Origin of the sequence: Polaribacter sp. BAL334, from assembly GCF_015767435.1 — a bacterium.
Taxonomy (GTDB): Bacteria; Bacteroidota; Bacteroidia; order Flavobacteriales; family Flavobacteriaceae; genus Polaribacter.
This window is the reverse complement of sequence record NZ_JADWOV010000301.1, coordinates 308,922-330,693: the sequence shown is the minus strand read 5'-3', so window position 1 is coordinate 330,693 and position 21,772 is coordinate 308,922. Positions and strand designations below refer to the sequence as shown.

Here is a 21,772-nt window from a genome sequence, read left to right as displayed (position 1 = left end):
TTAAGGAGTGTTTTATTATTCAACTTTGATTATTTTATACAATTTTTCAGGATTTTGGTTGTCTTTTTCAACAATAGCTATATAACTGTGCGCTTTGATACTTGTATCATCTTCCCACTCCATTTTAACTCCTGAAAAAACTCCAGAAATCAGTTCTTTTTTGGATGTTGAATCTAAAACTTTATACTTAAAAAGTATGGGGATTTCCATCTTATCAACATATTCTAAAATTAAAATTTTAGACTTATCTGGACTTAAAATTTCTTTGAGAATATTTTTATGTTGCATCACAATTTCTATGTTTTCAGTGTCTTTTATGTTTTTTGTTTTGCAGTTAAAAAAAGAGATAATTGCAAGAGTAACACTTATACTTGCTAAAATTTTTCTAATCATTATATAGTATTATTACGTTTTTAACATTCAAATAATTTTATAAAAATAAAGTTATCTTTTTGTTTTTATACATTTTGGTGTGTTAATTTTTAAAAGAAAAATAATTAATTGATTTTATTAAAATGCTAAGAGTACAATTATACTTGATTTTATCTAAAAAAAACAACTGTTAATTAATGTATATATGAAAATTTTAACATCAAAAAAATATGAATTACGATATATAAAAAGCCAATCAAATATATTATTTTAGCATTTTATTTTTGAAAAAAACGATAACTTTATAACATATGAAAAAGAATTACTTCATTTCAAATAACATCTCGTTAAAAAAAACATCATTATTATTGGCTTTTTTAATGATGATTTCAATAACATCAGCTCAAATTCGTGATTTTAAAGAAATTGAAATCACCGATCCAATTTGTGTTTATCATCCAGATACAAAACCATTTGATAAATCAAAAATTGATAATTTAAGAAAAAGTGTAAATCTTACAAATTCTCCTTGTTCAAATTTTGTAGTTACCTATGTAGGTTTCACTCCAGAAGCACAAGCTGCATTTCAACATGCTGTGGATATTTGGGCTCATATTATTGAATCTCCTGTTCCTATAAATGTGATTGCAGAATTTAAGGTTTTAGGGGAAAATACATTAGGAAGCGCATCTCCTGCAAGTTTAAATACTATAAATGGTGTTCCAGGTATTGATCCGAATTCTTGGTATCCTGCAGCGTTATATGAAAAATTACTTGGTCAAGATCGTGGAGAATTTGGTGGCTCAAATGATATTAATGCCAATTTTAATAGCGACTTTGATTTTTATTTTGGTATAGATGGTAATCCTCCTTCTAACAAACATGATTTTGTTTCTGTTGTGCTTCATGAACTTGGTCATGGATTAGGTTTTGTTGGTTTTGGAAGAATTGATAGCAATAATGAAGCGAATGGAGCAATAAGAAGTAATACTAGACCACTTATTTATGATAATTTTATCGAAAACTCAAACAATATTTCAATACTAACATTACCTGATCCTTCACCAGAATTACTTACAGCTCTTACAAGCAACAATTTGTTTTCAAACAGTCCAACTGCTATCACTCAAAATGGTAATTTTTTACCAAAAATTTATGCGCCATCTGAGTTTAAATCTGGCTCAAGCTACAGTCATTGGGATGAAGATGTGTTTAGCGCTGGCAATGCAAATTCATTAATGACGCCAAGAATTGCAAGTGGCGAAGCAAATCATACTCCTGGTGATGTTACTCTTGGTTTTTTTAAAGATATGGGATGGTCCATTTGTTCAACACTAAGTATTGAGGAAGTGAATTCAGCATCAACAATAACTACTTGGCCAAATCCATTTTCTGATCAAATTACACTGAGCTTTAGCAACTTAAATAGCACAAAATTAAACGTAAAACTGATTGATATTAAGGGTTCTGTGATATTCTCAAAACAACTTAATTATGATGGTAGTAATTCAATTACTTTAAATAATATTGGTAATTTACAATCAGGAATTTATATTATTTCTATTTCTGATTCAACATCAAACTTGAGATTTACAGAAAAAATAATTAAATACTAGTTTGATTTAAATACTATTTCCTGTTAATTTTTTATGGAGTCTGATGGCAAAACCATCAGACATTCCTGAAACATAGCTGCAAATACTCATGATTCTCTCATAGAGAGATGTTGATTTTGTCTGATATTCCTGTGGCAATAACTTCAAAATCAGTGAATCGAAGTTTGAAGCAATTCCTACATGTTGATTATTTAAGGCATTTATAAATACATCCAACAAGTCTGCAATAATTCTATAGCCAGCAACCTCTTTCTCAACAACTTCTTTACTTTGGTATATTTTTGAAATACTTAGTTTAATAATATCATTGATTTGTGCTTCATATTTGCATTTATCCAATAAAGAACGTTCAAAATTTCCTGCTAAAATTTTCTCTTCATTTGCTAAAAAAATATCTACTGCTTCATTGATTAAAACTCCAATTGACAAGGCTCTCAAATAACTTACTCTGTCTTTTTTATGCTGCAGTGAATGGTATTTTTTGATGTCAATAGTGTCTTTTACGAGTTTTATTAGGTATTCTAAAGCAAATTCTTCTTCTATCAAACCCAAATTGATACCGTCTTCAAAATCAATAATAGTGTAACAAATATCATCTGCAGCTTCTACCAAATAAGCCAAAGGATGTCTGAAATAAGAAACATTTTCTATTGATTTTTTTGTCATTCCCAAATCAGTAACCACATCTAAAAAAGCTTCTTTTTCTGATTGAAAAAATCCATATTTTTTATCTACAATGTGATTGGTTGGTTTTTTAGGCAAACTTTCTTTGGGATATTTTAAAAATGCACCCAAAGTTGCATAACTCAAACGCAAACCTCCTGAAATTCCTTCTTTATTCTCTGTCAAGATTTTGAAACCGTTGGCATTTCCTTCAAAATCTATCAAATCTTGGTATTCTTTTGGCGTTAATTGGTCTTTGTATTTTACGCCATTTCCTGAGGAAAAATATTCGCCAATGGCTTTCTCGCCTGAATGTCCAAAAGGCGGATTTCCAATGTCGTGCATTACAGAAGCTGCTGCAACTATAGCTCCAAAATCGTTGAAAGTATAGCCCAAATCAACCAAATTGGGATGACGTTCTAACAATACTTTTCCTACTCTTCTGCCCAAAGTTCTGCCAACTACAGAAACTTCCAAACTATGTGTTAAACGTGTGTGTACAAAATCGGTTTCAGAAAGTGGAATTACCTGAGTTTTATCTTGCAAGCTTCTAAATTCAGATGAAAATATAATTCTGTCAAAATCCACATCAAAACCCAAACGTGTTTCGTCTTGTGAAATTCTTGGTCGTTTTTCGGTATCACCAAATCGTTTTAAAGAGAGGAGTTGTTCCCAGTTCATTGTATGCTGAATTTAGTTCAGTAGCTGTTTTAAGTTTTCGAAAATACAAAAAAGAGAAACAATGCTGCTTCTCTTTTTTGTTCACTATTATATTTATTGAATTCTGAAACAAGTTCAGAATGACAATCAATTAAGATCCACACATTTCACAATCTTCTGGACCAGCATTTTTTGAGGCTTCAACCATCGCTTTGAATTCTGCTGGAGTCATTGGTTTTTCTACCAAAACTTCGTCTTCTTTCTTTTCGATATTCAGTGTAAATTGTTTTGCGTTTACAGCTGATTTTGTTCTCAAATAATACATTCCTGTTTTCAATCCAGATTTCCAAGCATAAAAATGCATTGAAGTTAATTTTCCATAATCTGGATCTTTCATAAACAAGTTCAATGATTGTGATTGATCAATGAAATAACCTCTGTGACGTGCCATATCAATAATATCTTTCATACTCATTTCCCAAACAGTTTTATACAATTCCCTAATCTCTGCTGGAATTTTTTCAATATGTTGGATAGAACCATTTGCACGCATAATGTCTTCTTTCATGTCATTATCCCACAAACCAAGGGCAACCAAATCTTCTAATAAATGTTGGTTTACCACAATAAATTCCCCTGACAATACTCTTCTTGTATAAATATTGGAAGTATATGGTTCAAAAGCTTCATTATTTCCCAAAATTTGTGATGTAGAAGCTGTTGGCATTGGCGCTACTAATAATGAATTACGAACACCGTGTTTCATCACTTGTTTGCGCAATTTTGCCCAATCCCAATTGCCACTCAATTCCTCATCTTTGATTCCCCACATATTGTATTGGAATTCTCCTTCTGACATTGGAGAACCCTGGAATGATGAATACGCCCCTTTTGCTTTGGCAATTTCCATAGAAGATGTTACTGCAGCAAAATAAATGGTTTCAAAAATTTCTTGGTTTAGTTTTTTAGCTTCTTCGGATGTAAAAGGCAATCTCAATTGGATAAATGCATCTGCCAAACCTTGAATTCCTAGTCCAATTGGTCTGTGTCTGAAATTAGAATTTTCCGCTTCTTTTACAGGATAGTAATTCATATCAATCACACTGTCTAAATTGCGCGTTACTTTTTTCGTAACATCGAATAATTTTTTATGATTGAAAAACTTTACACCATTTTCATTTTCGGTAATGAACATTGGTAACGCAATTGACGCTAAATTACATACAGCAACTTCATCTTTCGCTGTATATTCCATGATTTCAGTACACAAATTTGATGAACGAATGGTCCCTAAATTCTTTTGATTAGACTTACGGTTTACAGCATCTTTATACAACATATAAGGCGTTCCAGTCTCAATTTGCGATTCTAAGATTTTTTCCCATAATTCACGTGCTCTGATTGTTTTTCTACCTTTTCCTGCAGTTTCATAACTGGTGTATAAACGCTCAAATTCCTCTCCATATGTATCATATAAATGCGGACATTCGTGCGGACACATCAACGTCCATTTGCTATCTTCTTGCACACGTTCCATGAATAAATCTGAAATCCACATCGCATAAAACAAGTCTCTTGCACGCATTTCTTCTTTTCCATGGTTTTTCTTTAAATCTAAGAAATCAAAAATATCTGCATGCCAAGTTTCAATATAAATTGCAAAAGAACCTTTTCGTTTTCCTCCACCTTGATCTACGTAACGTGCAGTATCATTGAAAACACGCAACATAGGCACAATTCCATTTGATGTTCCATTAGTACCTGCAATGTAACTTCCTGTAGCTCTTACATTGTGAATAGACAATCCTATTCCTCCTGCAGATTGTGAAATTTTAGCGGTTTGTTTTAAGGTATCGTAAATTCCATCAATACTATCATCTTGCATTTGTAATAAAAAACAAGACGACATTTGTGGTTTTGGAGTTCCTGCATTGAACAATGTTGGAGTAGCATGTGTAAAATATTTTTTACTCATCAATTCGTAGGTAGCAATGGCTTCGTCAATATCATTTTTATGAATTCCTACTGCAACTCGCATCAACATTTGTTGAGGACGCTCCACAATCTCTCCGTTTAATTTCAACAAGTAAGAACGCTCTAATGTTTTAAAACCAAAATAATCGTAGTTAAAATCTCTATTATAGATGATGGTAGAATCTAATTTTTGAGCGTTTTCTTTGATGATTTCATGAACATCATCTGCAATTAATGGCGATTTTTTTCCAGTTCGTGGATTTACATAATGATACAAATCGTCCATAGTTTCTGAGAACGATTTTTTGGTATTTTTATGCAAGTTTGATACTGCAATTCGAGCTGCAAGTTTGGCATAATCAGGATGAGCAGTTGTCATAGTTGCCGAAATTTCTGCTGCTAAATTGTCTAATTCTGAAGTAGTTACTCCATCATACAAGCCTTCAATAACACGCATTGTAACCTTTACAGGATCTACAATTGTGTTCAATCCGTAGCACATTTTTCTTACTCTAGCTGTGATTTTATCGAACATCACAGGCTCTTTTCTACCATCTCTTTTTAATACAAACATTGGTTTACTCGTTTAATTTTGTTAGTTGTTTTTTTTAGCCATCAAAACATCCCATTTCTAGGAGTTCTACATTATTGAAATCTGAAAAAATATTCAGTTATAGGGTCTCTTTTTCTTTTTCTAGGAATGCAGCTTAAAAATCAGAATCGAAGCTAATGCTTCCAGTTCCTCCTGATTTTACTCCTGCTTTTTGATACTCAGAAACTCTTTTTTCGAAGAAATTGGTTTTTCCTTCCAAAGAAATCATCTCCATGAAATCAAATGGATTTGTTGATTCATATTCTTTATCACATCCAAACTCTTGTAACAATCTATCCGTTACATATTCTAAATATTGAGTCATCAATTTTGCATTCATTCCAATCAAACTTACCGGTAATGATTCTGTAATGAATTCACGCTCAATGTTTAATGCATCCACAATAATTTCTCTGATACGTTCAGGAGTCACTCTATTTACAATATGATTGTTGTGTAAATGCACTGCAAAATCACAATGCATGCCTTCATCTCTAGAAATCAATTCGTTCGAAAATGTCAATCCTGGTAATAATCCTCTTTTCTTTAACCAAAAAATAGAACAAAAAGCACCTGAAAAGAAAATACCTTCTACTGCTGCAAAAGCAATTAATCGTTCAGCAAAAGAATCAGATTCAATCCATTTTAATGCCCATTCTGCTTTCTTTTTGATGGCTGGAAAAACCTCAATAGCTCTGAACAATCTGTCTTTTTCAACTTCATCTTTTACATAGGTATCAATCAACAACGAATAGGTTTCAGAGTGAATGTTTTCCATCATGATTTGAAATCCATAGAAGAATTTTGCTTCAGAATATTGCACTTCATTCACAAAGTTTTCCGCCAAATTTTCATTCACAATACCATCTGAAGCTGCAAAAAATGCTAAGATATGTTTGATGAAATAGCGTTCATCATCTGTCAATTTGGTATTCCAATCAACGATGTCTGAGTGTAAATCAATTTCTTCGGCAGTCCAAAAGCAAGCCTGTTGTTTTTTGTACCATTCCCATAAATCATTATGTTGAATAGGAAATATTACAAATCTATTGTCATTAGGTTGTAAAATGGGTTCTGTAAAAGACATTTTATATATTTTTTTGAGAGTTAGATATTAATAAATAATTATTTAAAAACGATGCTTACAAAGATTGAAATTTTTAATCCAAAATGAAAGGGATACTTATTCACAAATTGCTTAAAGTTTTTAACAATTTTGATGTTTTACCCATTTTTCACAGAAAAACTAAAATTATTAATTAATTGATTTTCAAAGCTATAAAAATTAAAAACTCTGTAAACCATTCATTTTAGGGGATTTCTCATAAAATTCTTTTTTTGGGAAATGATTGTTTGAAAAATGCATCCATTTTTAGTAACAAAAAGAGTATCAGAAATTTATTTTCATAAAAGAATCAAAAACACAAAATATAACTGTATCTTTGATTCATTATTAACATTTATTTTTTTAAAGTGAAAAACGGTACAGTAAAATTCTTCAACGAATCTAAAGGTTTTGGATTCATTACTGAAGATGGTTCAAAAACAGAGCATTTCGTTCACATTTCTGGCTTAGTAGATGAGGTTAGAGAAGGCGATACAGTTGAATTTGAATTAAAAGAAGGTAGAAAAGGTTTAAACGCGGTTAACGTAAAAGTTATATAACTATTTAGAATTTTTTTACATTAGAACAAGTCGCTTCAATTATTTGAAGCGACTTTTCTTTTGTCGTATTTTTGCATAAAATTTAATCAAATGAAAAGTAGGTTTCCTCAAATTGTTACAATTTCGATTGTTTCCTTATATCTTATTTTTTTAGCAGGAGCTGTTGTACGAATGACAGGCTCAGGAATGGGTTGCCCTGATTGGCCCAAGTGTTTTGGCTATTATATTCCGCCAACTGAAGAAGAACAAATAACTTGGAAACCTAATACAGAGTTCAAAAAAGGAATGATTATCATTAAAGACGAAACGCTTTTTGTTGCCGAAAATGATTTGAAAACAGCCACTGAATTCAATGCAAAAAACTGGACTGAATACACCAAACATGATTATGCTGTGTTTAATACATTCCATACTTGGACTGAATATATCAACAGATTGGTTTCGGTGTTGGCAGGATTTGTATTTTTATTTTTAATATATGCTTCTACTAAATTTTGGAAGGAAAATAAGACAATTCCATTGCTTTCATTTGGAGCATTTTTCTTAATGCTTTTTGAAGCTTGGCTAGGAAAAACAGTGGTTGATTCTAATTTAACTCCTACTATCATTACCATTCACATGGTGGTTGGTTTGATTATTATTGGACTTTTATTGCGATTGAAATTTATCATATCAGAAAAAAATAGGGTTTATAAATACGACAAACTATTTAATCGCCTATTGATTATATCCGTACTTTTTTCATTGATTCAGATTGCCATGGGAACGCAAGTACGACAGTTTATTGATGAACAAGTAAAATTATATGGCTTTGAAAACAAAAACTACAGTTTGATGAATCCGAGTTTTAAATTTTATTTTCACAGGTCGTTTACTATTGCGATTGTGTTGGTGAATTTTGGTATGTTTTATTTGAATCAAGCAAAAAACTTGGGCTATAAGTTGGTCAATTGGATTGTATTTTTGATTTTCCTTGAAACCATCACAGGCATATTGATGTATTATGCTGAAATTCCCATGGGAACTCAGGCTATCCACTTATTAGCAGGTGCCTTTTTGTTTGGATTGCAATTTTATTTGTGGCAACAAAGCAGGAAGGTTGGTTGATGGTTTTTAGTTTTTAGTGATAAAACTTTAAACCTGAAATTTTTAAACAATTCAAACTTTTTACGGATGCGCATTGACCCAAACTTCGCCATCTTCAAAATATTCTTTTTTCCAAATAGGAACTGTTTTTTTGAGGGTATCAATGGCAAATTCACAGGCTAAAAAGGCAGCTTTTCTGTGTTTTGCAGATGCAGCAATAATCACAGGAATTGCTCCTATTTGCAGTGAGCCTTCTGCATGATGTATCGCAATTTTATGAATTTCAAATTGCTGCAACGCTTCTTGAGCAATCAATTCCATTTCTTTGATTGCCATGGGTTTGTATGTTGAAAAATCCAATTGCGTTACCTTTTTTCCTTGTGTATCATTGCGAACGGTCCCTATAAAAGTGACAATTCCACCACAAGTTTCATCAAAGACAAAATCATAGCATGTTTGTACATCAAGTTTTTCTGTGGTAATTTTTATAGAAGTTCGTTGCATAATTTTACAAAAATAGCAAAGATTTAGATTGTTAGATGATTAGATTGTTGGATTTTTAGATATTTGCGACTTTGTAACTTTGTAACTTTGCAACTTTAAAACTCAAAAAAAAATGAAACTAGCCTTTAGAATTGTAGGGTTTTTGGAAGGAATTTCCTACTTATTATTAATGTCCTTAGGATTGTATTTTAAATATGTTTTAAATGATCCTAGTTATGTAAAATTATTAGGCATGCCACATGGATTGTTATTTATGCTGTATTTGATTTTGGCTTATCTTATCAAAGATGAAATGCAATGGAAATTTAAAGATTTGGCCATTGTTTTTTTGGGTTCAATCATTCCATTTGGAACATTTTATGTAGATCAAAAATACCTACGATAATTACCCTCCACTCACAGGTGGAATGATAGCAACTACATCATTTGATTGTAACACCAAATCATCATCTGCGTAACTTTCATTCACTGCAATTGCATAGGAATTGATGTTTTTTAGTGATGGATAATGCCCTATCAAAGCCAATTTACACTCTTTTACTTTGGCATTTTTTGGCATCTGAAAAGAGATTTCAGAGGTTTTTGTCAAATCTGTTGTGATTCCGAAAAAGAGGATTTTGATAGTCATCATTTATTGCAAAAAAAATAAATAAAATCTGTGAATTCGAGATAAAAAATACAGCCAATTATTGCCCCAACAAATTCAAACGAAATAAAAATCCGTCATTGCGAATTCCTGCATAATAGGATTTTGCATAATCAATGCGTAAAAAACGCCATTTTCCAAAACCGATATTGTCCAAACCAATGGAAAACTCCGTATATGGTTTTTTATCAGCCATCATCATTGTTTTTGCGCCACCAACTAAATGGAAGTTCAATTTGTTTATCAGAGGAATTTTACCTAATAAAAACCCTTTGAAATTGTGCTCAACATGTGCTTCAGCATAGCTATCATTTGAATAAAATTTATAGTATTCTAACAAATTGAAACTGGTCAATTGATTGTCTAAAGGAAAAGAAAACTGATTTCCATTGGCTTGTAAAAAATCCATAAAAGCGATGTTTTTTTGTTGTAAAAAAGCGCCTGCTCTTACAGTATAATTCAAAATTCCATAATTTCCAGCATTGATATTTTGACGCACATTTGCAATTAAAACATCCGAATTCAAATCGCTGTTTGAAGCTCCAAAACGTTTTGTGTATGTAAGGTTTAAGGATGGATATTTTTCATTCCCAATATTGAATTTACTATTTGGATAAGACAAATATTTTTGTCCAAAAACAAATGTTGCTCCCACTTTTAACGTTGCTATACTGTGTTCTTCAAATGCTGCATTGACAAAATCTGTTGGATTTAATGGATTATTAGAGGTATACCCTCCGTTTTTATCTTGAGCTGCAAAAGAATAATCAGTGGTGTTAAAAAGCGGTTTTCTGTTGGCATACTCTAGCGAAGTATTTAGATAAATTCCATTGACAACCTCTTCAGTATAATTGACTTTTGCATAGATTTTTTCATAGATTTTCATGTAATTATTTCTATCTAACAACGAACTAATAGTGTTGTTCAATTTCATAATTGGCTCTCGTTCATTGAATTGTACAATGGTATTTCCGCCAGAAAAAGTAAGTGTTGGTCTGGAAAAATTATCCCATTTTTTGGTAAAGAAAAATGTAGGTCTCACTTTTTCATCAGAAAAACCATAGTTTACATTGACACCTGCATTCCACCATTTTCCTTTTTTGTTGATTTGCTCAAAATAACTCAATCCAATAGAGGTATAAAATCCTTGAACCGTATTAAAACCTGTTTGTAGCAAAGGGCCATTGTATGAAAAAGTATTGTTTTCAAAAGAATTTCTGTAGGTATATCCTCTGATTGGAGAAATCCATTCAAATTTATTTCGTTTTCTATCCAAAGAATCCAAATAAGGTTTTGATTCTCTTAGCAATTTGATACTATCTTTTACTTTATAATCTTTTACTTCCTCAATTGTCAAAGGTACAGGACGTAAGGAATTCCAATATAAAGAATCTTTTTCTGTGGCATTTTTTTCGAATGAAAGCACCTCTCTTGTAAACGTAGTTTCGGTAAAATTGGGTGTAAAATTATAGTCTTTATAGGCTGAAGAAAATCTACCATCAAATTTAAATCCAAAGAAATTCACTTTAAAATCAATACTTTGACTGATTAAAACCCACGCATCATTTTCTTTTGAATAATTGTAATCTTGTTTTAAATGCAACACATCCACCACAGGAATATTGATTTGGGCTCCAGTTACAGATACATCTGCGCCATAAATTGCCCAATCATCCTCTACAATATACAAAAAACCATTAAAAACTCGGTCGTTTTTTCGTTTTGGAATGATATTAATTTTATTGATGAGTTTGCCATTTTTATCCGTAAAAGTTCCTACCAATTTAAAATTATAATACCCAAATGCATTGACTGATGTTGGCGAAACGAGTTCATTTCCAAACTCAATGCTATTTTCATAAAAATTGATATTGGCATCTTCTGCCCTATTAAAACTCACACCATTATCACGTCCAGAAACTTTGGAAGCAATGATTTTTTCTCTAAAACGCTTTGGTTTTTTTTGAAATTTAATTTCAGAAACCGTTTCTGACAGATAAATGATGCCACTTCTGGTGGAATCTAATCCTCCACCAAAATCACCCAACGTTTGTCCTAAAAATTTTTCAGGAGCATCTTTTATTTTATACAAACCTCGTGAGTAAAACTGTGCTGTATAGGTTGCAAATTTGTCAGTATTTTTATCTTTATTGGCAATGACATTTCGCATGATTTTATTGGCAGGATTGTCTTTTGTAGAAATCGAAATTCCTTCCAATTCAATATTCTCTTCTACTAAAACAACATCCAATTGAAATGGGAATGTAGAAATTGAAACCTCTTTTTTCAGCGTTTTATATCCTAAAAATTGAAATACAATCGTGTATTTTCCTGTCTTTTTTAAATCTAAAATATAATACCCATTGTCATTGGAAGTGGTTCCTGTAATGGTATTATCCAAATAAATACTTACAAAAGAAAGTGGTTGTTTGTTGTTATCTGTGATGGTTCCTTTTACTTGAGCAACAACTATTGACGATATCAGCAAGATGCCAAAGAAAATGATTTTTTTCATGAAATATTTTTTATTACAAGTCGAATTATAGTTCGTTTTGTTACACTTTTTTCAATTATCAACTGTAAATTTTTTGATTTAATTGTTTGAATCAAATATCAGATTCACTTTTTTCAGTTGGATTTTCTTCAATAAAGCCATTCACTACTGATGAAACTGCTGCTGCAATTCGTTCTTGATTGGTATCATATTTCGGATTCAATCCATTTTTCTCAGGAAAATTTTCAATAGTAACCGTAGTTGAAGGAAATGCAAATTCTACACCCAATTCTTTGGCTAATTTTACAATGGCTAAATGCAATTTATGTTTGGAAGATTGCTCAAAGTTCCAGTCCAAACTTCTAAAATAAACATTCACCATAATTAATAAGGCAGAATCTCCAAAACCAATAAATTCCACATTATAAGCATCTTTTCTTGAATCTGGATGTGCCAAAATAAGTTCGCGAACACCTTTCACAAAAGCTTCAATCAATTCTGGTGGAGTGTCATAACGCAATCCAAGTTCTGTTCGATATCTTCTAAAAAGCAACATTCCTTTATTATTGATCACAATTTCCGATAATTTACTATTTGGAATTTGGAAAATAGAGGTGTCTGCAGCTCGAACTCTTGTGGAGCGAAATCCAACTTTTTCAACAGTTCCTTCTAGTTCAGAAGTCAAAATCCAATCACCAATATGAAATGGTTTATCAATAAAAATCATGATTGTCCCAATCAAGTTCTTCACGGTATCTTGAGATGCCAACGCAAAAGCCAAACCTCCAATAGTTGCTCCTGCCAATAACGTAGTTGCATCTACTCCAAACAATCGCAATATTTTGAAAAACCCAAAAACAAAGACAATTCCTTTTAAAAAATTATTGAGAATTGGCACTAATTGATCGTCTAATTTGCTATCCGTTTTTTGTGTATAATCTGCATAAATACCCATGACTACTTTCACTAATTTCAATAAAATATAAATCAAGAAAACAGTCTCAGCAATATTTATCGATAAAAAGACCCAAGTATTTATATCTATGGCAAATTGTAAAGAAGGAAATGCAATATCGATGATATTGATTCCTACAAACAAACTAATAGGATGTGCTAAGCGTTTTAAAGCCAATTTTTCTTCAAAATCAGAGGCTTTGTGTGTAATTTTCCTTTGTAAAGTTTCTAAAACCCAGTAAATAATTTTTTTAACAATAATTACCATTACTACTGTAAAAATCATTAAAAATAGGATTCCAGCAATTTGCCACAATTCAATTCCGAAAATTCTTTTATACCCAGAAACTGGAATTAATTTTTGCAATTTATGCACATACCATGGAAAAACTTGATTGTAAATTGCGTCAATTTGAGCAACCGTTTCTTGAGAATAATACCATTTCCCATTTATTTTTTCAACAGAAATCTGAGGCATTCTTAATGGAAAAATCACATATTTATAAACATTGATATATCCAATAGAATCGCTATAATTTGGGTTGTTTGGTACTTTATTTAGATCAATAAACAACCCCTTTCCATCTAGGATTTTCTTTAATTTAATTGCTTTTTCAATCGCTTGCTTTTTCGGTAAACCATAAATCGTTTTTGCTGATTTTTCAGGTTGATAGGTATTGTTTTGCAAAAAATACAAATGGGTTTGAATGGTTGCATTTGGATTGCTTAAATCGACTTTAACAGTTTCTTGAGTAAAAGACAATTGATTTACGAAAAGGAGTAAAAAAATAATTTTTTTCATAGGTAATGGTTGTTAATCACTTGTTAAAAGCAATTGCAAAGTTAAACCTTTTGATATTTTATATGTCAAAGAAGCAACAATAAAAAATAAAAACAACCTAAAAATGAAAAATTTCGCACTTATTTTAATGATGGCAATTGCAGGAACGATTTCTGTAAATGCGCAACAAAACAAAGACCAAAACAACAAACAACAAAGACCGCAATTTAGCGCTGAGCAACATTCGGAATTGGCTGTTAAAAAAATGACATTGGCATTGGATTTGAATGAAAAACAACAAAATCAAATCAAACCATTGTTACTTGCACAAGCTACTCAGCGCAAAGCAGCTATGGAAAAAATGAAAGCGGCAAGAGTTAACAAACAAAGACCTTCTGAGGATGAACTTTTTGCGATGAAAAATCAACAATTGGACAATCAAATTGCGATGAAAAAAGCGATGAAAGAAATTTTGACCAAAGAACAATTTGAGGAATTTGAAAAAATGGTGAAAATGCGTAAAATGAAAGGAAAAAAAATGATGGAAGCACGAAATGGAATGAGAAAAAGAATGCCAGAAAAGGAAGGAAAAAAATAGTAAGTTTGGTTAGTTAGTAATGAAAAGCTCAATTTCTTAGATGAAATTGGGCTTTTTTATTCCTGAAACCAGCTTGAATATTTCAAATAATTGTTAGCAATTCTATCAATTTCACCAGAAATTAATTCCTGAGAAATGTCTTTCACTTTTTTGGCAGGAACACCTGCATAAATACTGCCACTTTCAACGTGGGTATTTTTGGTTACCACAGCTCCAGCTGCAATAATCGAATTTGATTCGACCACACAATCATCCATAATAATAGCACCCATTCCAACCAAAACATTGTCGTGAATGGTACAACCATGCACAATTGCATTATGACCTATTGAAACATTATTTCCAATATTTGTAGGAGATTTCAAATAAGTTGCATGCAACACAGCACCATCTTGAATGTTTACTTTATCGCCAATTTTAATGTAATGTACATCACCTCTAATGACTGCATTGAACCAAACACTGCATTGTTTTCCAATAAAAACTTCCCCAACAATTGTGGCATTTTCAGCAATATAACAATCCTCTGAAATTTGAGGTGATTTTCCGTTCACAGGTTTTATAATGGGCATGTTCAGTTGATTTTTTTACATTATTTCTGATGAATAAAGATATATAAAATCATTCAAATTCCATCCAAAAACCCACGTTGGTTTCTATCAAATTATTTTTGGCATTACAATTGATATTTTGAAAACTATCAATCATTAAAAAAAGAAATCACCTTAATCACATTCTTATGAAATCAATAATTTTGAAAACTACAACACTTTTGCTATTCTTCACACAAATTGGTTTTGCAAATCAATCAATTATCGAAGAAAAAGAAAAAAATCAAACCATTAAAATGGCAATTTTATTGGACACTAGTAACAGTATGGATGGTTTAATTGACCAAGCAAAAGCCCAATTGTGGGGTATTATCAACGAATTATCGTATGCAAAATATGGTATGAAAAAGCCAAATTTAGAAATTGCTTTGTATGAATATGGCAATGCCAATTTGCCTTCTGAAGAAGGATTTATAAGAATGGTGTTGCAATTTACAAGTGATTTGGATGAAATTTCAGAAAAATTATTCTCCTTAAAAACAAATGGAGGTAGTGAATTTTGTGGACAAGTGATAGATACTGCTGTCAAAGAATTGTCTTGGGGAAAAAATGAAGAAGATTTAAAATTGCTATTTATTGCTGGTAATGAACCTTTTACACAAGGAAATGTCAATTATAAAGAAGCCATTGCCAGCGCCAAAGAAAAAGGAATTTTGATCAATACCATTTTTTGCGGTGATTATTCCAATGGAATTTCGGCAATGTGGAAAGATGGTGCTGAATTGGGTAAAGGCGATTATATGACCATTGATCACAATAAAAAAATGGTGCATATTGTCACTCCTTATGATGATGAAATTATCATATTGAACAAAAGATTGAACGCAACTTACATTTATTATGGAAAAAAAGGTTCTGAAAATAAATCAAAACAATATGAACAGGATGTAAATGCAGCCAAACTGAATGAAATGGTCATTGTAAGCAGAACTATTAGCAAAAGTTCAAGACTGTATGACAATGCCAGTTGGGATTTGGTAGATGCTATGAAAAAAAATAGTGTAGATTTAGAGAAAATAGATACAAAATTACTTCCTGAAGAATTGCAAAAAAAATCAGTAAAAGAAATCAAAGAATATGTAGCAAAAAAGTCAGAAGAACGAAAAACGATTCAAGATAAAATAACTGAATTGGATGCAAAAAGAAGAAAATATATTACAGAAAAAAACCTTGAATCATCTCAAAAAGAAGTGTTGGATAATGTGATGATTCAAGCGATTAAGAAACAAGCCATTTCAAAAAATTATTCTTGGTAAGTTTTCTAAAAAAATACAAAACTTAAATAAGCTCCTACAATGGGAGCTTATTTTATTTTCAAAATTTGACCAATAGAAATGGTATTGTCTTTTAAGTTATTGCGATCTTTTAAATCTTCCACAGAAATCATAAATCGCTTGGAAATTGAATATAAAGTATCTCCTTTTTGCACTTCATAAAAAGATGTTTTGTCGATGTTCTCTTCGAGCTTTTCATCTATTTTTTCATCAATTTTTGCATATTTGAAATCCTTTTCTTTGATGTTATCAAACTCATGTAATTGATAATCTTCAATAATTTTGATGAGTTTTTCTGGATATTTTGGATCCGTTGCATACCCTGCATCTTTCAATCCTCTAGCCCATTTCTTGTAGTCTTTTGTACTGTAAGAAAACAAAAATTCATAGCGTTTTCTTTGGGTTAAAAATGCAGAATGATCTTCATAAGAAGTTTCTGGATATTCGTATTTTCGGAAACATTCGCCTTTTTCATCATCATCATGAGTGACACTTTCTCCTGTCCAATTTGTATGGCATTTAATCCCAAAATGATTGTTTGATTTCATTGCCAATTCACTTCTTCCACTTCCTGATTCTAAGACTCCTTGCGCCAACGTAATACTTGCTGGAATTTTATGTGTGTGCATTTTTTTTACTGCAATGGGAGCAAATTTTTCAATATATTCTAAGGTATATTTATTGAGATTTTCTTTTTTGTCTTTCAATTCTTTAACGTGTTTTTTTTCATCCACGGAAGGTAATTTGACAGGTTCCTTTTCAACAACTTTTACTACTTTTTTCTTACTTGGTTTTACGACCGTTTTTTTAGAGCCACAACTCGCAACTACTAGTAAAATCAAACAAAATAGTATATTTTTAAAACTCATTTTCAATGTATAATTTCCTCGTTATTTTTGTGTAATTGTTGATTTACACCTTGAATTCCCTGCAAACCTCCAGTGTGAATTGCCAGAATTTTTGCTCCTTTTTGGAATCCGTCATTTTTGATCATTTCCAATACTCCATAGAGCATTTTCGAGTTATAAATCGGATCAAGCAACACAGTTGTTTTCAGTTTAAATTCATTGATAAAACGAATCAAGGTTGCGTTATATTTTGCATACCCTCCAAAATGAAAATCCGTTTGCAAACTCCAATTGGTTTTTGTGGTATATTTTTCGATTTCAGTTTTCAAAAAATTGCCTTTCAATGCAGGAAAACCAATCACTTTTTGATGTTTTTCAGACGCATTTACCAAGCCTGAAATAGTTCCTCCTGTGCCAACTGCACAACAAATATAATCGAATTTTGAATCTTTTGCTGTTAAAATTTCTTCACAACCTTTAATGGCAAATTCATTGGTTCCTCCTTCTGGAATCAAATAAAAATCACCAAATTTTGCAGTAAGTTGCTGTAAAAATTCTTCGGAAGTTTTTGTTCTGTACCTTTCTCTTGATACAAATTCGAACATCATTCCGTTTTCGTGTGCTTTCTGCAACGTTGGATTTTCGAGAATTGTTTTTTGAAAATCAGTGGCTAATTCATCTCCTCTTATGATTCCAATAGTCCTGAAACCAGTCATTTTTCCAGCAACAGCAGTAGCAATTATATGATTTGAAAATGCACCTCCAAAAGTCAGCAAAGTTTTATATCCTTGATTTTTAGCTTCTTGGAGATTGTATTTTAGTTTCCTGAATTTATTTCCAGAGATAAAAGGATGAATTTCGTCTTCTCTTTTGATGAACAACTCAACCTGTTTTTCTTCCAAAATGGGGAGCACAATTTGTTGATTTCTTGACGAAATTTGGGTATTAAAAAAATCAATTTTTATGTCCAAAAGAAAATATTAATTAATGCTTTCTAATTCCTCTTCTAATTTTTCCCATTCATGCATCAACTTTTCCATGGTTGCTTTTTTGGCTTTATACTTCTCAAAAAAACCAGGTCTTGTTGAAACTTCTGCATAATTTTTTTCCAATTCAGCATCCAATTTCTCAATTTCTAATTCCAAATCAGAAATTTCTGATTCTAATTTTGAAAGTTTGTTGTTGAGTTTTTTCAAATCTTTGTCTTGCTCCTTTGAAAACTGTGTGTTTTCTTTATTTTCCGCAGTTTTTTCTTCTTTTACAATCGTTCTTTTTTCTGCATCACGCAAACTTTCCATTTTGTGTTGCTCTAAGAAATAATCAATATCGCCCAAATATTCTTTGATAACGTGATCTTTAAACCCATAAACTGTTGTGGTCAATCCTTGTAAAAATTCACGGTCGTGAGAAACTAAAATCAATGTTCCATTGAACTGTTTCAACGCTTCTTTCAACACATTTTTTGAGGCAATGTCCAAGTGATTTGTAGGCTCATCCATAATCAAGACATTGAATGGCTGCAATAATAACTTACACAATGCCAATCTATTACGCTCTCCTCCAGACAATACTTTTGCTTTTTTATCAACAGCATCACCTCCAAATAAAAACGAACCTAACATGTCTCTTACGCGCATTCTGTTGCCATCTGTTGCTGAATCCTCCATAATTTCCAACACCGTTTTTTCTGGTGGCAAATATTCTGATTGATTTTGCGCAAAATACCCAACTTGTACGTTGTGCCCTAATTTTAAATGACCTTTGAACGGAATTTCGCCCACCATCATTTTGGCTAAGGTAGATTTTCCTTGTCCATTTTGTCCTACAAACGCAATTTTACTGTTGCGTTCAATCAGCAAGTTTACGTTTTCTAGAATTTTTTTATCACCATAATATTTGGAAACATTTTCTGCCTCCACAATGATTCTTCCTGGTTCTTTAGAGATGGCAAATCGCACATTCATCACAGCATTGTCATCCTGATCTACTTCAATTCGCTCTACTTTATCCAACTGTTTGATGAGTGATTGTGCCATAGAAGCTTTGTTGGCTTTTGCACGGAATTTATCAATCAACAATTGTTTTGCTTTGATTTCCTTGTCCTGATTTTTCTGAGCCTGTAACTGTTTTTCTTTGATTTCTCCTCGCAATTCTAAAAATTGAGAATACGGTTTTTTGTAATCGTAAATTTGACCTAAAGAAATTTCAATAGTTCTATTTGTTACGTTGTCTAAGAACATTTTATCGTGAGAAACCAACACAATGGCACCTGAATAATTCTTTAAAAAGTTTTCTAACCAAATAATGGATTCAATATCCAAGTGGTTTGTAGGCTCATCTAGTAACAAAATATCATTGTTCTGCAACAGTAATTTTGCCAATTCAATTCGCATTCTCCATCCACCAGAAAAAGTATCTGTCAACTTATCAAAATCTTCTCTTTGAAATCCTAAACCTTGTAATATTTTCTCAGTATCTCCTTGATAATTATACCCTCCTAGCAATTCGTAACGCTCAGTTAAATCGGTCAAATCATGAATTAATTGGCTGTATTCTTCACTTTCATAATCCGTTCTTGTCACCAATTGTTCATTAATTCCCTCCAGTTTTACTTCAATTTCTTTGATTTCCACAAATGCTTGATACGCTTCTTCCAAAATGGTTCGTCCTTGCACAAAATCAATATCTTGACGTAGAAAACCAATTCTCACATCTTTGTCAAAAGCCATAGTGCCTCCACTACTTTCAATATCTCTAGAAAGCACTTTTAAAAGTGTGGATTTTCCAGCACCATTTTTCCCTATCAATCCAATTCTATCTCCTTTATTTAGTTTGAAAGTAATGCCTGAAAACAAGTCAGTTCCCATGAAGGTGACTGATAAATTGTGTACGTTTAACATAAAATGTGATAATTGTTACTCAGTATGAGTTTTTAAAAATTTACTTTTGCAAAAGTATGTAAATTTTAATTTGTATCATGTTTAAAAAAGGCACCAAATTGTATAGTATTTTCAAGGCAAAATGTCCAAGATGTCATGAAGGTGAGTTCTATAAAAATAAATTCAATTATCGACCTTCAAAAGTGACAGAAATTCATTCTCATTGTCCGAATTGTAATTTAAAATACATGATGGAACCTTCCTTTTTTTATGGGGCAATGTATGTAAATTATGGAATTACAGTGGCGATTTCTGTGGCTGTTTTTGTGATTTCAAAAGTGTTTTTTGAACTAAATTTATTACAGTCTTTTTTAAGTATTTTCTTGGTTTTATTGATTTTAGCTCCTTTCAATTTACGTTTATCGCGAATTCTTTGGATCAATATGTTTGTGAGTTTTGATAAAAAATTTACGAAGAAAAACGACTAATATCAATCTCAGTATCTAATTTTTGGTGATGTTCCAAATGCTGAAATAATTGCTTGGCTACTGTTGGCGCAATCATGACACCACGTGTTCCTAAACCATTTAAAATTGCCAATTGTTTGTATTTTGAATGCACACCAACCAAAGGTCTTCTATCTTTGACTGTGGGTCTGATTCCTGCAGTTTGTTCTACAATTTTGTAGGGAACATTCAATACTTTTTCTAGTTTTTCCACTAATTCGTTTTTTCCTTCTTCTGATGGTTCAGAAGTTTTGTCTTTCCAATTAAAAGTGGCGCCCACTTTATACACATGATTTCCTAAAGGCAATACAAACAAGGTTGATTTCACTAAAAAATCAATATGTAATTTAGGTGCATGAATTGTAATCAATTCACCTTTTGCTTCATTTAATGGCAAATGATTGAAGAAGGGATTTTGTTTCATGCCAAAACCTTCGCAAAAAACGATGTTGTTTGCTGTGATATTTTTGTAAGTGATGCTATTTTCTTCAAACTGAATTTGAGCATACTCAAACTTTTCAAATCTGATTTTGTCTTCTTTTTGAAGAAAATCTCTGTAAGCTTCTACTAATTTTTTTGTGTCAATTCTCCCAGTTTCTTTGACGTTTCCAAAACCTAAATTTCCAATAACACCTTCGTATTTTTTGGTATCCAAATTTGGGTCTAAATAAGCTGTTAAATTGGGTTTGTCAAGTGCCGCAAACCAATTATTTTGTTCTTCAATCGATTTGAAAACCTTTTTGGTGATGAACTTTTCATCAAATTGTTGCTTGAATTTTTGTGCTAGCTTTTCATAAAAAGGTAAGGCAATTTCCAATTGCTCTTTTGCATTCCAAACTGGTGTGAACCTTTTTAAAATAACAGGATTGTAAACGCCTCCTGCCACCAAAGAAGATGTTTGAGAATCATCTTCAAAAACAATAAATGATTTGTTGGCATGCAATAATTCTTCTGCAAAAGCAAGACCTGCCAATCCTAAACCTACAATGATATAATCTATTTTCACAAGACAAAAGTACGCAAGTTGAAGACTATTTTCTAGAAAATTG

At 31.7% G+C, this 21,772-nt stretch carries 20 protein-coding genes; 7 read left to right on the top strand and 13 right to left on the bottom strand.

Translation table 11 applies throughout. The features are described 5' to 3' along the window. Positions 1-15: 15 nt before the first annotated feature. Positions 16-393, bottom strand: a complete 378-nt coding sequence (locus IU405_RS10975; protein ID WP_197438649.1) for a hypothetical protein — start codon at positions 391-393, stop codon at positions 16-18. Between the two features lie 290 nt (positions 394-683). On the opposite strand from IU405_RS10975, the gene IU405_RS10970 reads away from it, so the two are divergent. Then, on the top strand, positions 684-1,988 hold the full coding sequence (locus IU405_RS10970; RefSeq protein ID WP_197438648.1) for a T9SS type A sorting domain-containing protein: 1,305 nt from the start codon (positions 684-686) through the stop codon (positions 1,986-1,988). Between the two features lie 6 nt (positions 1,989-1,994). Here IU405_RS10970 and IU405_RS10965 read toward each other — a convergent pair whose 3' ends face one another. From IU405_RS10965 to IU405_RS10955, 3 genes are all read right to left on the bottom strand, one after another. After that, complete coding sequence (locus tag IU405_RS10965; RefSeq protein ID WP_197438647.1) at positions 1,995-3,332, bottom strand: deoxyguanosinetriphosphate triphosphohydrolase; 1,338 nt, start codon at positions 3,330-3,332, stop codon at positions 1,995-1,997. A gap of 130 nt (positions 3,333-3,462) precedes the next feature. Beyond that, positions 3,463-5,859, bottom strand: a complete 2,397-nt coding sequence (locus IU405_RS10960) for a ribonucleoside-diphosphate reductase subunit alpha (protein WP_197438646.1) — start codon at positions 5,857-5,859, stop codon at positions 3,463-3,465. 133 nt (positions 5,860-5,992) lie between these two features. Then, positions 5,993-6,964: a ribonucleotide-diphosphate reductase subunit beta gene (locus tag IU405_RS10955; protein ID WP_197438645.1), complete on the bottom strand. Its 972-nt coding sequence runs from the start codon at positions 6,962-6,964 to the stop codon at positions 5,993-5,995. A gap of 386 nt (positions 6,965-7,350) precedes the next feature. Between IU405_RS10955 and IU405_RS10950 the strand changes: the two genes are divergently transcribed. Continuing rightward, positions 7,351-7,542 (top strand): cold-shock protein, encoded by a 192-nt coding sequence (locus IU405_RS10950; protein ID WP_105046282.1) that lies wholly within the window; start codon positions 7,351-7,353, stop codon positions 7,540-7,542. Between the two features lie 90 nt (positions 7,543-7,632). Further along, on the top strand, positions 7,633-8,649 hold the full coding sequence (locus IU405_RS10945; RefSeq protein ID WP_197438644.1) for a COX15/CtaA family protein: 1,017 nt from the start codon (positions 7,633-7,635) through the stop codon (positions 8,647-8,649). A gap of 60 nt (positions 8,650-8,709) precedes the next feature. Here IU405_RS10945 and IU405_RS10940 read toward each other — a convergent pair whose 3' ends face one another. Then, on the bottom strand, positions 8,710-9,132 hold the full coding sequence (locus tag IU405_RS10940) for a molybdenum cofactor biosynthesis protein MoaE (protein WP_197438643.1): 423 nt from the start codon (positions 9,130-9,132) through the stop codon (positions 8,710-8,712). A 112-nt stretch (positions 9,133-9,244) separates the two neighbouring features. Here IU405_RS10940 and IU405_RS10935 point away from each other — a divergent pair, with 112 nt between their 5' ends. Beyond that, on the top strand, positions 9,245-9,517 hold the full coding sequence (locus tag IU405_RS10935) for a DUF3817 domain-containing protein (protein ID WP_197438642.1): 273 nt from the start codon (positions 9,245-9,247) through the stop codon (positions 9,515-9,517). On the opposite strand, the gene IU405_RS10930 is transcribed toward IU405_RS10935, so the two are convergent. From IU405_RS10930 to IU405_RS10920, 3 genes are all read right to left on the bottom strand, one after another. After that, positions 9,518-9,763, bottom strand: coding sequence for a MoaD/ThiS family protein (locus tag IU405_RS10930; protein ID WP_231749681.1), 246 nt, complete (start codon positions 9,761-9,763; stop codon positions 9,518-9,520). A 55-nt stretch (positions 9,764-9,818) separates the two neighbouring features. Beyond that, on the bottom strand, positions 9,819-12,293 hold the full coding sequence (locus IU405_RS10925; protein ID WP_197438641.1) for a DUF5686 and carboxypeptidase regulatory-like domain-containing protein: 2,475 nt from the start codon (positions 12,291-12,293) through the stop codon (positions 9,819-9,821). Positions 12,294-12,384: 91 nt separating this feature from the next. Continuing rightward, entirely contained in the window at positions 12,385-14,028 is a 1,644-nt protein-coding gene (locus tag IU405_RS10920; RefSeq protein ID WP_231749679.1) for a mechanosensitive ion channel family protein, read from the bottom strand. 103 nt (positions 14,029-14,131) lie between these two features. Here IU405_RS10920 and IU405_RS10915 point away from each other — a divergent pair, with 103 nt between their 5' ends. Beyond that, positions 14,132-14,605, top strand: a complete 474-nt coding sequence (locus IU405_RS10915; protein ID WP_197438640.1) for a hypothetical protein — start codon at positions 14,132-14,134, stop codon at positions 14,603-14,605. Between the two features lie 56 nt (positions 14,606-14,661). Here IU405_RS10915 and IU405_RS10910 read toward each other — a convergent pair whose 3' ends face one another. Continuing rightward, the gene (locus tag IU405_RS10910; protein WP_197438639.1) at positions 14,662-15,177 is read right to left on the bottom strand and encodes a gamma carbonic anhydrase family protein; all 516 of its coding nucleotides are present in this window, start codon (positions 15,175-15,177) and stop codon (positions 14,662-14,664) included. Between the two features lie 167 nt (positions 15,178-15,344). Here IU405_RS10910 and IU405_RS10905 point away from each other — a divergent pair, with 167 nt between their 5' ends. After that, complete coding sequence (locus IU405_RS10905; protein WP_197438638.1) at positions 15,345-16,472, top strand: vWA domain-containing protein; 1,128 nt, start codon at positions 15,345-15,347, stop codon at positions 16,470-16,472. Between the two features lie 47 nt (positions 16,473-16,519). Here the strand turns inward: IU405_RS10905 and IU405_RS10900 are convergent, their stop codons facing one another. Genes IU405_RS10900 through IU405_RS10890 form a run of 3 tightly spaced genes read right to left on the bottom strand, consistent with a single transcriptional unit; the run spans position 16,520 to position 20,238 of the window. Then, positions 16,520-17,359 carry a glucosaminidase domain-containing protein gene (locus IU405_RS10900; RefSeq protein ID WP_197438637.1) on the bottom strand — a complete coding sequence of 280 codons (840 nt, stop codon included), beginning with the start codon at positions 17,357-17,359 and terminating at the stop codon, positions 16,520-16,522. Positions 17,360-17,361: 2 nt separating this feature from the next. Then, the gene (locus tag IU405_RS10895; RefSeq protein WP_231749677.1) at positions 17,362-18,309 is read right to left on the bottom strand and encodes a 1-aminocyclopropane-1-carboxylate deaminase/D-cysteine desulfhydrase; all 948 of its coding nucleotides are present in this window, start codon (positions 18,307-18,309) and stop codon (positions 17,362-17,364) included. A gap of 9 nt (positions 18,310-18,318) precedes the next feature. Continuing rightward, complete coding sequence (locus IU405_RS10890) at positions 18,319-20,238, bottom strand: ABC-F family ATP-binding cassette domain-containing protein (protein WP_197438636.1); 1,920 nt, start codon at positions 20,236-20,238, stop codon at positions 18,319-18,321. 77 nt (positions 20,239-20,315) lie between these two features. Between IU405_RS10890 and IU405_RS10885 the strand changes: the two genes are divergently transcribed. Then, positions 20,316-20,705: a DUF983 domain-containing protein gene (locus tag IU405_RS10885; protein ID WP_197438635.1), complete on the top strand. Its 390-nt coding sequence runs from the start codon at positions 20,316-20,318 to the stop codon at positions 20,703-20,705. Here the strand turns inward: IU405_RS10885 and IU405_RS10880 are convergent. Next, positions 20,686-21,729 carry an NAD(P)/FAD-dependent oxidoreductase gene (locus IU405_RS10880; RefSeq protein ID WP_197438634.1) on the bottom strand — a complete coding sequence of 348 codons (1,044 nt, stop codon included), beginning with the start codon at positions 21,727-21,729 and terminating at the stop codon, positions 20,686-20,688. The genes IU405_RS10885 and IU405_RS10880 overlap by 20 nt on opposite strands. Between the last annotated feature and the right edge of the window lie 43 nt (positions 21,730-21,772).